The organism is Sphingomonas sp. Leaf22, from assembly GCF_001421715.1.
Lineage (GTDB): Bacteria > Pseudomonadota > Alphaproteobacteria > Sphingomonadales > Sphingomonadaceae > Sphingomonas.
Map to the genome: position 1 here is coordinate 1 of NZ_LMKP01000008.1, position 16462 is coordinate 16462.

Consider the following 16462-nt stretch of genomic DNA (forward strand, 5'->3'; position numbering starts at 1 on the left):
CGCTTCAACCGCCGAACCAAACGCGCCTCCAAGACCCAACAGATGCTCGAGATCACCCTCGACATCTTCCTCGCCAGAAAACGTCTACAGAGTCCGAAGTGAACACTCCCGCCTGCGCGGGGGTACGGCGCGTTTTTTTGCGACGCTGGCGAATTTCGCATCGGTCACCGGTGGGCCGGAATCCATGGACACGGGGCTTTTCGGTGGAGCCGATGCCGGCCGGGTCCGTGGATTCCGGCCTTCGCCGGAATGACGATATAATGTTCAGCGGGGCTTTCGGGCCTTCGGCTTCCCGGGTTTCGGCTGCCACGACTCTGGCAGCGGGCCGATCGCGAATTTCAGCAGCAGCGAGCGTTGCAGCATCGACTGGTTGTCGTCGCTCGCCAGCCACAGGATCCGCCGTCCGCTTTCGTGGGTGATCGCCATCGCTTCGAAGTTGTCGTGCAGGGTCGGCGGCACCAGCCGGGCGAGCGTGCGGCCGCGCAGCGACTGGCCGGGGCGGACGCCGCGCAGGTCGACCAGTTCGATGCCGGTGGTGAAAAAGTCCTTCAGCCGGGTGCGACGGGTCAGCACCAGCAGCCGGCCATCGGGCAGTTGCGCGGCATCGGTATTCACGAAACTGGCGGGCGGCGCATAGCGAAAGCCGTAGCGGGGCGTCTTCGGATCGGTCGGATCGCCGAGGAAGCGGATCGCGCTATAGCCCCGCCGCCCCTTCTCGCCATGGCTTTCGCTGAACACGACGACGCTGCCGTCGTGCAACTGCGCCATCGCCTCCGCACCGCTGTTCGCCGACCAGTCGGCCATGCGCTGCGGCGCGGCGTGCGACAGGGTGCGCGACAGGTCGGCGGTGAAGCGCCAGATCTGGTTATGGCGTTCGTATCCGACCAGCACCGACCCGTCGGGCCGGACCGCCAGCGATTCGGTATCGCGATCGCGCTTTTCCCAGCCGGTGCCGGGACCGGCGATCTCGCGGATCGCGACGTCGCGCGGGGTCCAGTCGGCACCCATGGTGAACTGGACCAGCGATCCGCCATCGGACAACAGGCTGAACCGGTCGCCATCGACGTGCATCGACGAAAAGCCCCCGAACGCAGGATCGTTACCGCGCAGGACGACCCCGCCCAAATAGGTGAACGGTCCGCGATCACGCCGCCGGGGGTTCTTGGGATAGAGCGCGACCCGATCGGCGGTGATCGTCGGCACCTTCGCATAGAGCGGTAGCCGTTCGGCCCCACTCCAGCTGGGCACGAGCAGCAGCACCGCCAATATCACGAACAGGATTCGCATCGCCCCGGCTGTAGCGTCCGAACGCCCCAGCGCCAGTGGCGTTTGCCCCGGCATAGGGTACAGCCGCGACGAAATCCGCGTGGAGAAGCCTATGTCTGCCGATGTCGTCGACCTGACCTGCCGCCTGATCGCCTGCGACAGCGTGACCCCGGCGACCGGCAGCGTGTTCGATGTGCTCGAGACCGCGCTGACCGCGATCGGCTTCGACGTCGACCGCTTCACCGTGGGCGAAGCACCGGACGGACCGGTCGAAAACCTGCTGGCGGTGCGGGGGCACGGCGGACGGCATTTCGCCTTTGCCGGCCATGTCGACGTCGTACCCGCCGGGAATGGATGGCAGGGCGATCCGTTCGGCGGGACGATCCGCGACGGCATGATCTTTGGGCGCGGCGCGGTCGACATGAAGGGCGCGGTCGCGGCGTTCGTCGCCGCGGCGGCGCGGGTGCCGGTCGAGGCGGGAACGATCAGTCTGATCATCACCGGCGATGAGGAAGGACCGGCGGTGTACGGCACCCGCGCGCTGATCGATCGCATGGCAGCGCGGGGCATCGCGCCCGACCTGTGTCTGGTCGGCGAGCCGACGTCGCAGCAGCGGCTGGGCGACATGATCAAGATCGGGCGGCGCGGATCGGTCAATATCTGGATCGATGTGCCGGGGCGGCAGGGGCATGTCGCCTATCCGCATCTGGCCGACAATCCGATCACCCCGCTGATCGCCGCGCTGCACGAGATCGAGGGGATCGTGCTCGATAGGGGCAATGCGTGGTTCCAGCCGTCGAATATCGAGACCACCGACCTGACCGTCGGCAATCCCGCGACCAACGTCATCCCCGGTCATGCGGCGGCGCGGCTGTCGATCCGGTTCAACGACGAGCAGCGCGGCGACGCACTGGTCGAGCGGATCGCGGGCGTCGTGCGATCACATGCGCCGGAAGCACAGGTCGTCGGGCGGGTGTCGGGTGAGGCATTCCTGACCGCACCGGGGGCGTTTTCGACGCTGATCGCCGATGCGATCGGCAAGCATACCGGGCTGGAGCCGGAATTGTCGACCACCGGCGGCACGTCCGATGCCCGGTTCCTGTCGGCGCTGTGCCCGACGGTGGAGTTCGGGCTGCTGAATGTGACGATGCACAAGGTCGACGAGGCGGTGGCGGTCGACGACCTGCGGCTATTGGAGGCGATCTATGTCGATATCGTGGAGGCGGCGCTGGCGGGGGAATAAGGCGACGTACGTCATTCCCGCGCAGGCGGGAATCCATTCACGCCGACGTTAGAGCCTGATCCACCCATATCGAACCGAACGTCATCCCAGCGCAGGCTGGGATCTTCTGGTGATAGCACGCGGCAGGAACCGCACGAGGCCCCAGCCTTCGCTGGGGCGACGATTCCGGTGAGGTGAATAAGGCCCTGGCGATAACCTCGCGCCATTGCGTCGATGGATTTCTGCCTTCGCGGGAATGACGTACGAGGCGAGCAAGTCGCCGCCATCAATTCACCCCGTAATAACCCTTATACCATTCGGCGAAGCGACCGAGCCCTTCGGCCAGCCGGACCTTCGGTTCGTAGCCGGTCAGCGCGCGGAGTTGCGAGATGTCGGCATAGGTCGCGGTGACGTCGCCGGGCTGCATCGGCTTCATGATCTTCACCGCGTCGCGTCCGATCGCGCGTTCGAGTGTCTCGATCATGTCCATCAGCCCGACCGGCCGGCTGCCGCCGATATTGAGGATGCGGTGGGCGCCGGGCGTCGGCGGATGGTCGAGCGCGCCGATGATACCGTCGACGATATCGTCGATATAGGTGAAATCGCGCGCCATCCGGCCTTCGCCGAAGACTTCGATCGGGGTGCCGGCGACGATTTTTTCGGTGAAGCTGAAATAGGCCATGTCGGGCCGGCCCCATGGGCCATAGACGGTGAAGAAGCGCAGGCCGGTCTGCGGCATGCGATAGAGATGGGCGTAGGACTGGCTCATCAATTCGCAGGCGCGCTTGGTCGCGGCATAGAGCGAGACCGGACGGTTTGCCGGTTCATCCTCGCGAAACCCCTCCCCGCCCATCGGCTTGTCGCCATAGACCGAGCTGGACGAGGCATAGACGAGGTGTTCGAAGCCCGGCGAATGGCGGCACGCTTCCAGTATCGCAAGTTGGCCGCCGACGTTCGAGCGTTCATAGGCGAACGGGTTGTCGATGCTGTGCCGGACCCCCGCCTGCGCCGCGAGATGGACGACGCGGCGGATATCATGGTCGCGGACCAGCGCGGCGACCGCAGCGGCATCGGACACGTCGACCCGGTGAAAGGTGAAGGCATCGATCCCGTCGAACGTCGCGAGCCGGGCATCCTTCAGCGTCACGTCGTAATAATCGTTGAGGATGTCGATGCCGATCACCCGCTCGCCGCGCGCGAGCAGGCGATGCGCGGTGGCATGACCGACGAACCCGGCCGCGCCGGTCACCAGGATCGGACCCGACATCAGCGCAGACCCGCCGCGATGCCCATGGTCGGATCGTTCGGCATCGCCCGGTCCGAACCGGTTTGTCGGTCGCGTATCATCCGTTTCCCTTACCGCAACAAGTTGGTATCGTGCCGCGGTGCAACATCGGCATACGCAGGAACACTCATCAAAGGCCGTAGCATATCGGCCATCCGCCGCCATGCAAGACATGCGGCCGACGATGTTCGGGATATGCCGGTCGCCGTTAACAAATTCGCATGACCCGGCGTGTATCGATTTCCCAATGACTTGGGCGGCAATGCAGCGGGACTGGACCCGTCGCCAAGGACGATCTAAGGCACCGCCGATCAACGACCTTGCCGGACGCGAAACCGCCGACGGATCTGGGCCGAACCGCGGCGGGCTTGGCAGGTGCCGGGATCGTCTGGCCAACGGGGAACAGGGACGGATGACTTTCGCTGCCGATCTCGCCCCGCAGGGCCATGCGCCGGACGCCGGCGTCGCCGCCGCGCTGCGCCGTGCGCTTCCGTTGGGGGAGGTCGCGACCGATGTGCCGCTGGCGACGCTCGGCCGCTGGCGGATCGGCGGCCCCGCCGATATCGTCGTCACCCCGCAATCGGTCGAGACGCTGGCCACCGCGCTGGCGGTAATTGCCGAACAGGATGCGCGCCATATCGTCATCGGTGACGGATCGAACCTGTTGTTCGACGATGCCGGATTTCGCGGCGTCGTGCTGCGCATCGGGCGTGGGCTCGGCGGTATCCGCAACCTCGGCGACGGGCTGGTCGAGGCCGGTGCGGGGCTGTGGGTGCCGGCGTTCGTCCGGCAGGTCATCGACTGGGGTCTGGCGGGGGCGGTCCATGCGATCGGCATTCCGGGGACGCTGGGCGGCCTGATCACCATGAACGGCGGCAGCCAGCGCAAGGGCATCGGCGAGAATGTCGTGCGGGTCGAGGCGATCGATCCTGCCGGGCGGATGCATCGGCTGACGCAGGACGATCTCGACTATCGGTACCGCGCGTCGCGATTGCAGCGCGGCGACCTGATCGTCGTTGCGGCACAGTTGCGCTTCGCGACCGGCGACCGGCTGGCGATGCGGCGCGAGGCGCTGTCGATCCTTGCCGCGCGGCGCGCCAAATTCCCGATGGTGCGCGCCAATTGCGGATCGGTGTTCGTCAGCGATCCGGCGCTCTATTCGCTGATCGGCCCCCCCGGCCTCGCCATCGAGCGGGCCGGACTGAAGGGTGTGTCGGCGGGCGGCGCGCAGATTTCGCCGGACCACGCCAATTTCATCGTCAACAATGGCGGCGCGCGGGCGCAGGACGTGTTGCACCTGATCCGGCTGGCGCGACGCTCGGTCGCCGCCATGTCGGGGATCGCAATGGACGCCGAAGTCCGCCACCTCGCCCCCGATGGCGTCCTGCGTCCGGCGCATGAAGTCGCCGACCTGCTGGCCGATCGCGCATGACCGTCATCATCGACAAACCAAGCGTCGCGCAGCCGTCGACCCGCATCCTGAGCGTCGAACCGTCGCGGCTCGAAGGGATCGTCACCGTCAGCGGGGCGAAGAACAGCGTGCTGCGGCTGATGGCGGCGTCGCTGCTGACGGCCGGACGGATCGTGCTCGACAATTATCCGCAAGGGCTGCTCGATGCGCAGGTCCATGTCGGGATGCTGGAGGCGCTGGGCAAACGCTGCACGGTCGCCGGCGACGCGCTGACGATCGAGGAGGCATCGCCGCCGCCGGCCGAACTGGTGTGGGACGGACGTTCGATCCGCAACACGCTGCTGATCCTCGGCGCACTGGTCGCGCGGAACGGCGCGGGCAGCGTGCCGCTGCCCGGCGGATGCGATCTGGGCGGGCGCGGCTATGACCTGCACGAACTGGTGCTGACCGGGCTGGGCGCGCGGGTATGGGGCGAGCAGGGCCGGCTCCATGCCGAAGCGCCGAACGGGCTGACCGGGGCGGAGATCGTGCTGCCGTTGCGCTCGACCGGCGCGACCGAGAATGCGCTGCTCGTCGCCTCGCTCGCACGCGGTACGACGCGGCTGTGGAACCCGCATATCCGGCCCGAAATCCTCGACCTGTGCGATTTCCTGCGGTCGATGGGCGCGACGATCACCGTCTATGGGCAGGAAAGCATCGAGATTACCGGCGTGGCCGAATTGTCGGGCACCAGCCGGCGGGTGATGCCCGACAATATGGAAGCGATGACGTGGCTCGTCGGGTCGGTCATCACCGGCGGCGACGTCGAAATCCGCGATTTTCCGTTCGACGATCTCGAAGTCCCGCTGATCTTCCTGCGGGAAAGCGGCGCCAAGATCTTTCGCGACGGCAATGTCGCGATCGTCCGGTCGGGCCGCCCCTATCCGGTCGAGATCAGCACCGGCCCCTATCCGGGGATCAATTCGGACATGCAGCCGCTGTTCGCCGCGCTCGGCGCGTGCGCGCGGGGCGAGTCGCGGATCGTCGACCTGCGCTTTGCCGGCCGCTATGCCTATCTGCCCGATTTCGAGCGGATGGGCGTGCGCAGCTTCGTGCGCGACGGCACCGCGCATATCATCGGCACCCCGACCCTGGTCGGCGCGGACGTTCGCGCCGCCGATCTGCGCGCGGGTGCGGCGCTGGCATTGCTCGGCATGAAGGCCGCGGGACAGACACGCATCAGCGATGCGTGGCAGATCGAGCGCGGCTATGATAAATTTCTCGAAAAGGCGCGCGGTCTTAACGCCACGCTTGCCTATCATGGCTCATAACGCGCGCATCTAACTGGCCCGTTTTAAAGGGATTCGGCTTCTTCCCATGTCCTACGAATCGAACCCGTTGCAGGCAGCCCTGCGCAAATGCCGGCGGCATTTCATCGCCACCGGCATTTTCTCAGGGCTGATCAACATCCTGTACCTCGTGCCCTCGATCTTCATGTTGCAGGTGTACGACCGCGTCGTGCCGACGCGCGGCGTCGCCACGCTGCTGGTCCTGTCGCTGATCCTCGCGATCTCGCTGATCGTCTTCGCCGCGCTGGACACGGTGCGCATGAAGCTGCTGTTGCAGGCCAGCATGCGGCTGGAAAAGATGGCGGCCGGCAACATCCTGCATCGCATCCTCGGCAGCAACGGCGCATCGCCGGCACAGCGCGCGCAGGCGATGCGCGATTTCGATACGCTGCGCGGTACGCTGACCGGGCCGGCGATCATCGCGATGTTCGACGCCCCCTGGGCACCGATCTACATCATCATCTCGTACCTGCTGCACCCGCTGATCGGCCTGCTGGCGCTCATCAGCTCGGCGCTGCTGATCACGCTGGCGGTGCTGAGCGACAAGACGACCAAGAACAAGCTGAACGAGGTCGGGCAGCGCACGACCATGGCGTATCGGTCGCAGGATTATTCGATCCAGGCATCCGAAGTCGCCCGGGCGCTGGGCATGCGCAGCGCGCTGGTCACCCGCCATCTGGTCGAGCGCGCCGATCTGGTTCGCGCGCAGGGCGATATCGCCGGCACGTCGGGCATCTTCCTCGCGATCACCAAGTTCTTCCGCCTGTTCCTGCAGTCGATGGCGCTGGCGCTGGGTGCCTATCTGGCGATCAACCAGCAGATTTCGGGCGGCGCGATCTTTGCCGCGTCGCTGATCCTCGGCCGTGCGTTGCAGCCGGTCGAACAGATCCTGAATGCGCTGAAGAACGTCATCAGCGCGCAGAACGCGTATAAGGGTCTCAACGCCTTCTGCCTGCTGCCCGACGTGACCGTGCAGCGCACCTCGCTGCCCGATCCGCGCGGCCGGATCGAGGTCGACGGCCTGACGATCCGCGTGCCCGGTTCGGACCGGGTGCTGCTCAACAAGCTCAGCTTCACCATCGAACCCGGCACCATCGTCGCGCTGGTCGGCCCGTCGGGTGCCGGCAAGTCGACGCTGCTGCGCGCGCTGGCCGGGGCAATCGATCCCGACGAGGGCGAGATTCGCGTCGACGGGGCCAGCCTGAACGACTGGAACCGCGAAGAGCTGGGCCGGCATATGGGCTATATGCCGCAGACGCCGACGCTGTTCCCGGCGACGGTTCATTCGAACATCTCGCGCTTCCGCCAGTTCGAAGGGCTGAGCGGACCGGAGCTCGATGCGCAGGTGGTGACCGCCGCGCAACTGGCCGGTGCGCACGACCTGATCCTGCGGTTCGAGCGCGGCTATGACACGCAGCTGGCGATGCGCGAGGGCGGCGGTCTGTCGGCCGGGCAGCGGCAGGTGGTGGCACTGGCGCGCGCCCTGTTCGGGGCACCGCGCATCCTGTTCCTCGACGAACCGAACGCGCACCTCGACATCAGTGCCGAGGGGCGGTTGATGGAGACGCTGCAGCATCTGCGCGAGCGCGGCGCGACCGTGGTCGTGTCGACGCACCGGACGGGTCTGTTGCAGGCGGTGGACAAGGTCATGCTGCTGCGCGACGGCGTCATCCAGATCTATGACGATCGCAGCAAGGTGATCCGTCCCGCCGCACCGCAGATGGAGCAGCAGGGCGCGGGTGCGCCGGGTGGCGGAACCCCGCCCCAGTCGGATCATGGACCGGCGACCCCGCCGTCCGGCCCGCCGCTACCGGGCAATGACGGTGCGCAGAACGATGCGACGGGCAACCGCGCCAACGGAGGTGAAGCGTGAGCGGCGAACTGGTGAACGCCCCCCAGACGGGGCAGAACATCGTACCGGTCGCGCAGGCGATCCGCGAACGGCTGGAAATCGACGATTCGCCCAACAAGGCGCTGCGCGCCGGCGTCATCATCGCCGTGCTGTTCTTCGTCGTGCTGCTCGGCTGGGCGTCGTTCGCCCGGCTCGATGCGGCGGCGGCGGGGGACGGCCGGGTCGTGGTGTCGGGCAATCGCCAGACGGTGCAGCACCGCGACGGCGGCTATGTCGAGCATCTCGACGTCCGCGAGGGGCAGCACGTCAACCAGGGGCAGGTCATCATCCGCCTGCGCGGGGCGGAGGTTCAGGCGACCGAACGCGCGCTCGCCGGCAGCGTAATCGATCTACAGGCGCAGCGCGCCCGCCTCGAAGCCGAAATCCGCGGCACGCCGATCCAGTGGCCGGCAAGCTTCGCACAGGCGACCGGCGACGACCGGACGCTGGTCGAACGCGCCAAGACGTTGCAGATCGCGCAGCAGAGCGCGCGCAACAACGCGCTGACCGCCAACCGCGCGGTGATCCGCCAGCAACAGGCCGAAGCGTCGCAGAGCATCGGCGGCTATTCGGCGCAGTCGCGCGCCAGTTCCGAACAGCGCCGCTCGCTGGAGGAACAGCTGGCCAGCACCAAGCGGCTGGCCGATGAAGGCTATGTCTCGCGCAACTCCGTCCGCCAGATCGAACGGTCGATCCAGCAGCTTGAAGGGGCCGATGCCGATTATGCGTCGCGCGCTCGTGCCGCCCGCGAACAGGTGGGTCAGGCCCGCGAATCGTCGGTCGCGACCTCGCGTCGGTATATCGAGGACGCGGCGACGCTGTTGCGCGATACCCAGTTCCAGCTGAACGAGGTGATGCCGAAATGGATCGCCGCGAAGGAACAGCTGGAACGCACCGTCATCCGCGCGCCGGTCGCCGGGCGGGTGGTCGAACTGCGCGTCTTCTCGCAAGGCGGCGTGGTGCAGGCCGGACAGCCGATCCTCGACATCGTGCCCGATGCCGCACCGCTGGTCGTCCGCGCCAATTTCGACCCGAGCGACATCGACGGCGTCTATGAAGGACGTCAAGCGGAAGTGAAGTTCCTGTCGCTGCACGAACGCGATCTGCCGATTCTGCTCGGCAACATCCGCAACGTGTCCGCCGACAGCCTGACCGACGAGAAGTCGGGCCGCAGCTACTTCACCGCCGAGATCGTGGTGCCGCAGTCGCAGATCGCGATGCTGAAGGAAGTCCGCGGGGCCGACACCGGCATCCGCGCCGGCGTGCCGGTCAGCGTATTGGTGAAGCTGCGTCCACGTACCGCGCTGCAATATATGCTCGATCCGCTGACCGAGGCGTTCCGCCGGTCGCTGCACGAGCGTTGATCGACCCTGTGCCGGACGGGCGGAAACGCGCTTCGTCCGGCACTTATCAGGGTTACTTCTGTCGGGCGCTGCGATAAGGATCGCGGCATCGACACGACCGCCCGTCCGGACAGGGAAGCCGGAGGCAGGTTCTGACAAGGGGGATTTTATGTCGGCGGGATATCGTTCGCGCGCACTGTTGCTGCTGTCGGTGGCGCTGACCGGGGTCGCCCCGGCGATGGCGCAGGTCGCCCGTCCGACGACGCGACCGGCCACGCGACCGGCGCAGCCTGCCCTCACCCCGATGCGGTCGGACCCGGTGTCGTCGGAAATCCCGACCCTGCCCGCCGATCCCAATGCGCGGACCGAAACGCTGGCCGAGGCGGTGGCCGATGCCTATCGCCACAATCCGCAGCTCGAGGCGCAGCGCGCCCAGCTGCGTTCGATCGACGAAAGCGTCATCCAGGCCAGCTCGCCCTATCGTCTGCGCTCCAGCGTCGTCGGCACGGTCCGGTACCAGGAGCAGGTGCAGCGGCAGATCTTCTTCAACGATCTGGTCACCAACCGGAACCGCGCGACCGGCGCGTCGCTGACCGCGTCGCAGATCCTGTTCAACGGCGGTCGTACCGCCGCGCAGGTGTCGGCAGCCGAGGCCGATGTGCTGTCGGCGCGCGAACGGCTGCGCGAGGTCGAGAGCTTCATCCTGTTCGAAGTCGTCGATGCCTATGCATCGGTGCTGCGCGACCAGACGCTGATCGCGATCCAGCGGCGCTCGGTCGATTCGTACCAGCGGCAGGTCGATCAGGCGCAGGCGCGCGAACGCGCGGGCGACCTGACCCAGACCGACATCAATCAGGCGCAGGCCCAGCTCGGGCTGGTGCAGGCGCAGCTGGCGCAGGGCGAGGCCAATCTGGAGCGCAGCCGCGGCCGTTTCGCCGTCGCGGTCGGGCGCAATCCGGGTAATCTGGCCCCGCCGCCTGTTCTCCCGGGCATCCCGACATCAATCGACCTCGCGTTCCGCAGCGCCGAGCAGGAAAGCCCGGCATTGTGGCAGGCGATCCTGAACGAACGCGGCGCGCGGGCGCGGATCGCCGCCGAGCGTGCCGAGCGCAATCCGGTGCTGAGCGCGGATGCGTCGATCGGCCTGAACGACCCCACCGGCATCGGTTTCGACAATCTGCGTCGCGGCGCGAGCGCGTCGGCGACGCTGACCGTGCCGCTGCTGACCGGCGGCGTGGTCGATTCGCGCGTGCGGCAAGCGCTGGCGAACCAGCAGGCGCAGGCGTTCACCGTCGAGGCGACCCGCCGGGGCGTGTCGTCGCAGGTGCAGCAGGCGTGGAACCAGACGATCTCGTCGGGTGAACAGCAGACGATCGGCCTGCGCAGCGTCGAGGCGGCGGCCCGCGCGCTGGAAGGCGTGCGGCGCGGATTCCAGGAAGGCTTCCGTTCGAACTTCGAAGTGCTCGATTCGGAGCAGCGGCTGCTCAACTCGCAACAGCTGGTCGCGAACGCCGAATATCAGCGTTACAGCTCGCAGGCGACGCTGCTGACCTATATCGGCCGGCTGGAAACCGCGTTGCTCAATCCGGGGGCCGCGACCTATGACATGGAGCGCAACCTGAAGAAACAGAAGGCGATGCAGATCGATCCCTTCCAGCCTTTCGTCAGTGTCCTCGACAAGCTGGCGCGCGCGCCGGACGATCCCAAGGAAGCGCCGGCAGTGCCGGTCGCCGGCCCGCCGAACCTGCTGCCGCCGACCGCCCCGCTGCCCGGCCGTCCGCTCGGCACCGCGCTGCCGGTGTTCAAAGACCCCGGTGCGATCGCGCTCCCGGCCGACGATACCGCCCCGCCGTCGGCACGACGCAACCCGGCGGCCGCCCGCAAGGACGACTGAGGATCTGGCGCGGTCGGGCTGTTGGTCCGGCCGCGTTTTTTCTGGACGGGCTGATCGGCAAAGGATCTCTTCGTGAATTGCCGGGGCACGGGACCCGAGGCGCACGCTCCGTCCGACCGCACACTTGCGAAAACACTTTCCTACAAGCTGTCGCCTATGGAACGAACCGTGAACGATCCACCTGGATCGTCAGCGGGAGAATGTTCATGTCCGATCCGTTCCAGTCCTTCACCGATTCGCCGGTCGGTCCGGCCCGCACCGCGGTCGCGGTGACGCCGAGCGACAGCGCACCGCTGCCCCGTCTGCCCAAGGCGCTTTATATCGGGGGCGGCGGCGACGTGACGCTGCGCTGCGTCGACAGCAGTGCCGACATCGTGTTGAGCGCGGTGCCGGGGGGCAGCGTGCTGCCGGTGCGGGCGCAGTTCGTGCGTGCGACCGGAACGACCGCCACCGCGATCGTGGCGCTCGGCTGATGCTGGGGTTCGCCTTCAATGTCGGCGCATCGCGCGGGCGACGCAGGGCCACGCCGTCATGGCGTGGTGCGACCCGCGACCTGATCGCGCGGATGGACCCGCCGCCCTCCGTCGACCGGACGGCGCAGATCGACCGGCTGATCGGCGCGCTGATCGATGCCGATATCTGGAGCCGGCTGGATACCGTGCTGATCCTCGCCGCGCATGGTCCGAAAGTGGCGCTGCTGAACTGGACCGGACGGCGCGATGCGGCGATCGGCGGTGGCACGCCGGTGTTCGTGCCCGATCGCGGCTATTGGTGCGACGGGCTGGACGACTGGATCGACACCGCGCTGGCACCGGTTGCGGGGACGCAGTTCCAGCGGAACGCCGCGATGGTGGGCGCGTGGACGCGCAAGGACGCACGCAACCCGGCCGCGCCGATCGGGACGATCACCGGCAGCTCGCTGCTGATCAACCCGCGCAACGTCGGCAATGCCAGCACCGGGCGGCTGAACGGGACGACGCTGGTCGCAGGCGGTACCGTCGACACCGGCTATGGCTTTACCGCCATCGACCGCAGCAGTTCGTCGCGCCTGCGCCAGATCATCAACGGCCGGGTGACCGGCAGCACCAGTTCGGCGACGTCGACCACGCCGGCATCGGCGACGATCGGACTGGGACTGACCAACGACATCTATTCGGAGGGGCAGTTCTGCGCATTCGTCGCCGGCGGCACGCTGTCCGACGCGCAGCACCAGACGCTGGCGACGACGCTGGCCGGCTATATGCGCGAAGTCGGCGTCGCCCCCCTGCCCGCCCCGACCACCCGGACCTTGCCGTCGTCGCAAAGCATCGCCCTGCCCGATGGATCGGCACCGATTAGCGCCGGCAGCGGCATGGCGGTCACCGGCATCACCCGCGATCTGGCCGGTCGCTGGTATCTCGGCAATGGCCGACCGACCCGGACCGCGTTGCTGTTCACCCGGATGAAGCCCGACCTGTCGGCGATCGACGAGGAATTCGACCTGACGCGACTGGGGCTGTCGAGCGACTTTGCCGGATCGTGTCAGGGCATGACCTGCGACCGGACGACGGGACGGATCTGGTTCCTGTTGAAACAGGCGGGCAGCAGCGGCGACAAGACCTATCTGGCGAGCTTCGATCCGGCGACGGGCGCGCTGGCGGGTGCGCCGACGCTGGTCCTGCCGGGCGACAACGGCATCGCCTTTGATTCGCGGCGCGACGGTTTCTGGATCGTGCGCGATCAGAACGAGTTAGTATTGTACGATCGACAGGGTCGGCCACGCACCGGCGCGATCGAGCTGCCCGCGAACAGCGACCATGTGGTCGTCGTCGAAACCGCGCAGGGTGACTATGCGGTCGGCGATATCCTCGTCACCTTTGGTGCGAACGGCGCGGCCGGATCGCTGCTTCGCCTGCGGACCGGCGACTATGGCGGGCCGAATCAGATCGCGATCGACGTCCTGACCGGGGCCGATTCGGTCGAAGGCGTTCATATCCAGGGCAATTCGCTGTGGATCGGCAATGACGGCGCAACGAATTCGGGCAATCCCCCGCGAAATCGTCTGTTGACCTATCTGCCCTGACGAACGGATCGGCGCGGGCCACCGGTTGCCCGCGCCGATCCGTCCCGTCGGGGGACGCGCGTCCCCCGATCGGACAGAATTCGTTACGGTAGCGGCCAATGGTGTGCCGACGTCGATCAACGACCTTCAATCCTGCATTCGGCCGTTTGGGTAAACGGCCAGTCCACCATTTGCCGTATCATGACGGCACGCCGAATAGTCCTTGATCAGCCAAGGTTCTGCAATGGAACGCGAGAGCTCGCGAGGACACCATATCGTCGGGCGTCCAACAATCTTCGGTAAACACCCTTATAACCTCGTACTTTAGAACATCGGAAAAGGGATTCGGTGTCTATGGTCCTTGGGTTTGCGAAGCAGTCCAGACACTGCTCACCGCGAGTTCCACCGAGATTTCACAATCATTTTCGGCGGGGAAAATCGATGACCATGAACAGCGCAGTCGCAAACGGCGAACTTCATCTTCAGGGCACTTATCTGAGCATCGGCATCAATGCCGACGGCAACCTTGGCACCACCAAGAACGCACCGACCGGTTTCGCGACCGACGCCGACAGCGGCTTCCTGCGCGTCGGCATGTTCGCCGACCTCGACGGGTTCGGCCAGGGCAACGCGACCACGCTCGACGACGCGCTGCTGCAGGGCCGTTCGATCGAAGGGTTCAACATCGGCTACACGATCGGTTCGAACAAGGTCGTGCAGAGCAACCAGATGCTCACCGGCTATCACCAGATCAACGGCAAGCTGAGCGATGCCAGCACCGAAACCGAAGGCAAGGCGATCTGGAACGGCGCGACCAAGGACAATCTGGGCGTCGCACAGACCATCACGCTGGCCAATGACGCCAAGTACATCAAGATCGACGTCACGCTGACCAACAATTCGGCGACGACCATGAACGACGTCCGCTACATGCGGACCGCCGATCCCGATCAGGCCGGCAAGTACGACACCGCGAACAAGATCGAAAAGCAGGGCAACGGCGCGCTGGTCACCGCGATGCTGCAAAAGGACACCCCCTTCTTCCTGTATTCGCAGGACGCCCGGGCGACCGCTTCCTTCTACGGCTTCGTCAATCTCGATCCCTATGCAGCGACCAACACGTCGCAGGCGCAGGGCTATACCAAGACGGTCGACCAGACGCTGAACCTGACCTTCGGCCTCGGCACGCTGAAGCCCGGTGAATCGACCAAGATCACGCTGTACATGGGCGTCACCGACAATCTGAAGTCGACCATTGCCCAGATCGACGCCGGCAAGGCACCGGTCGTCGTCAACCTCGCCCCCGAAGCGGTGGCCGACGCCTTTGACGGCGATCAGGACAATGCGGTGACCGGCAACGTCCTGTCGAACGACAAGGACCCAGAGGGCAAGAAGCTGACCGCCAGCCTGCTCGACGGTCCGGACCATGGCACGATCACCTTCTCGGCCGACGGTTCGTTCATCTACACGCCGGACGCCGGCTGGAGCGGCGGCGACAGCTTCACCTATGCCGCATCGGATGGTGTGCATAACTCGAACGCCACCGTCGACCTGTCGATCGAGGCCGCCCCGGTCATCGAGGAACCGGTGATCGAACTGCCCCCGGTCGTCGCTCCGGTCGTTCTGCCGCCGGTGTCGACCGATCCGTTCCTCGACCTGCTCCAGGCCGCGTCGGTGATCCATGGCAATGCCAGCGCCAACGAAATCCTGACGGGTACCGCCGGCGCCGACGTCTTCCACTTCTCGAACGCTGCCACCACCGGTCAGGACCGCATCATCGGCTTCGGCAAGAGCGACCTCTTCGTCACCGATGCCAAGCTGTACGACGGCAACAATGACGGCATCATCGCCCTGTCGCGGAACAAGGTGTCGATCGACGGCGGCAAGAATGGCGACACCGTCGTGATCGAAGGTGTGTCGAAGCTGCGCTTCCTCGGCACCGACGATGCGGGACATGCGGTCTATGCCGATGCCAGCGCCCGTCCGAAGAGCGCCAAGGAAGGCACCACCGCCGACGACGCCTTCATGGGCGACGCCCGCAACAAGTCGAAGAACGTGTTCTTCTTCGACACCAACCACGGCCTCGACCTCGGCAACGACACGATCGGCAACTTCGGCAAGCACGACCTGGTCGTCACGACCACGAAGCTGGCCGACGACAACAGCGACGGCATCGTCAGCGCCACCGGCGGCAAGTTCGCGCTGCCCGGCGACACCGGCTCGCTGCTGGTCAGCGATACCAAGGGTGCCGCGATCGACTCGCTCGAATTCGACGGATCGGTCGTCCGCGACGGGCTGACCTACTATGTCTACTCGCTGGTCGGATCGGTCGGCACCGACGCGAGCGATCTGAGCTTCTGAACCGTCCCATCGGGACACAAGCGAACGCCGGTCCCGCAAGGGCCGGCGTTCTGCCGTTCAGCGGCGTGCCGCACACGCGAAAAAGTTAACGAAAAGCGCCGCGCGCATTTGGCACATCGTTTCTTCACCTTTACAGGCTATCGATGGGGAATCGGTGGGAGGAAGCCATGCATCTCGATAATCTTTGCGCCATCATTGCCGAAGTCGAACTGATGGGCGGCGACCCGGTCAGTGAGATCCTCGCGCCCAGCGAAGTGCGCGCCATCGCCGAAGCGGTACTGGCGATCAGCGCGGCCGCGCCGGCGGCGCATGGCGAAGCCGCTACCCCGTTCGCCAGCGTGTGGATGCAGACGATCCCGCCGTTCATGCACGATTGTTTCAGCGCGTAACGCAGCCGGGCCGGGCCTTCCCCGGCCCGTG

The 16462-nt window shown here is 66.4% G+C and carries 12 protein-coding genes; 10 read left to right on the plus strand and 2 right to left on the minus strand.

Annotation, left to right across the window (positions count from 1 at the left end):
• Positions 1 to 264 precede the first annotated feature (264 nt).
• A complete protein-coding gene (locus tag ASE70_RS05260) occupies positions 265 to 1287 on the minus strand; it encodes an esterase-like activity of phytase family protein (RefSeq protein ID WP_082438874.1) in 1023 nt (340 codons plus the stop codon).
• A 91-nt stretch (positions 1288 to 1378) separates the two neighbouring features.
• Here ASE70_RS05260 and dapE point away from each other — a divergent pair, with 91 nt between their 5' ends.
• Positions 1379 to 2509 carry a succinyl-diaminopimelate desuccinylase gene (gene dapE / locus ASE70_RS05265; RefSeq protein WP_056502138.1) on the plus strand — a complete coding sequence of 377 codons (1131 nt, stop codon included), beginning with the start codon at positions 1379 to 1381 and terminating at the stop codon, positions 2507 to 2509.
• A gap of 265 nt (positions 2510 to 2774) precedes the next feature.
• Here dapE and ASE70_RS05270 read toward each other — a convergent pair whose 3' ends face one another.
• Positions 2775 to 3755: an NAD-dependent epimerase/dehydratase family protein gene (locus ASE70_RS05270; RefSeq protein WP_056502139.1), complete on the minus strand. Its 981-nt coding sequence runs from the start codon at positions 3753 to 3755 to the stop codon at positions 2775 to 2777.
• Between the two features lie 430 nt (positions 3756 to 4185).
• Here ASE70_RS05270 and murB point away from each other — a divergent pair, with 430 nt between their 5' ends.
• From murB to ASE70_RS05315, 9 genes are all read left to right on the plus strand, one after another.
• Entirely contained in the window at positions 4186 to 5205 is a 1020-nt protein-coding gene (gene murB / locus ASE70_RS05275; RefSeq protein ID WP_082450686.1) for a UDP-N-acetylmuramate dehydrogenase, read from the plus strand.
• A complete protein-coding gene (locus ASE70_RS05280; protein WP_056502142.1) occupies positions 5202 to 6494 on the plus strand; it encodes a UDP-N-acetylglucosamine 1-carboxyvinyltransferase in 1293 nt (430 codons plus the stop codon). Before murB ends, ASE70_RS05280 begins: the two co-directional genes overlap by 4 nt.
• A gap of 46 nt (positions 6495 to 6540) precedes the next feature.
• Positions 6541 to 8385 carry a type I secretion system permease/ATPase gene (locus ASE70_RS05285; RefSeq protein WP_056397815.1) on the plus strand — a complete coding sequence of 615 codons (1845 nt, stop codon included), beginning with the start codon at positions 6541 to 6543 and terminating at the stop codon, positions 8383 to 8385.
• Positions 8382 to 9767: an HlyD family type I secretion periplasmic adaptor subunit gene (locus ASE70_RS05290; protein ID WP_056397820.1), complete on the plus strand. Its 1386-nt coding sequence runs from the start codon at positions 8382 to 8384 to the stop codon at positions 9765 to 9767. The genes ASE70_RS05285 and ASE70_RS05290 overlap by 4 nt, the downstream gene beginning before the upstream one ends.
• A gap of 148 nt (positions 9768 to 9915) precedes the next feature.
• Positions 9916 to 11640, plus strand: coding sequence for a TolC family outer membrane protein (locus tag ASE70_RS05295; RefSeq protein WP_056397823.1), 1725 nt, complete (start codon positions 9916 to 9918; stop codon positions 11638 to 11640).
• Between the two features lie 206 nt (positions 11641 to 11846).
• Entirely contained in the window at positions 11847 to 12113 is a 267-nt protein-coding gene (locus ASE70_RS05300; RefSeq protein WP_056398032.1) for a spike base protein, RCAP_Rcc01079 family, read from the plus strand.
• Positions 12113 to 13702 (plus strand): hypothetical protein, encoded by a 1590-nt coding sequence (locus ASE70_RS05305; protein ID WP_056502144.1) that lies wholly within the window; start codon positions 12113 to 12115, stop codon positions 13700 to 13702. The genes ASE70_RS05300 and ASE70_RS05305 overlap by 1 nt, the downstream gene beginning before the upstream one ends.
• A gap of 420 nt (positions 13703 to 14122) precedes the next feature.
• Positions 14123 to 16042, plus strand: a complete 1920-nt coding sequence (locus ASE70_RS05310; protein ID WP_056502147.1) for an Ig-like domain-containing protein — start codon at positions 14123 to 14125, stop codon at positions 16040 to 16042.
• A gap of 167 nt (positions 16043 to 16209) precedes the next feature.
• Positions 16210 to 16431 carry a hypothetical protein gene (locus ASE70_RS05315; RefSeq protein WP_056397830.1) on the plus strand — a complete coding sequence of 74 codons (222 nt, stop codon included), beginning with the start codon at positions 16210 to 16212 and terminating at the stop codon, positions 16429 to 16431.
• Positions 16432 to 16462 lie beyond the last annotated feature (31 nt).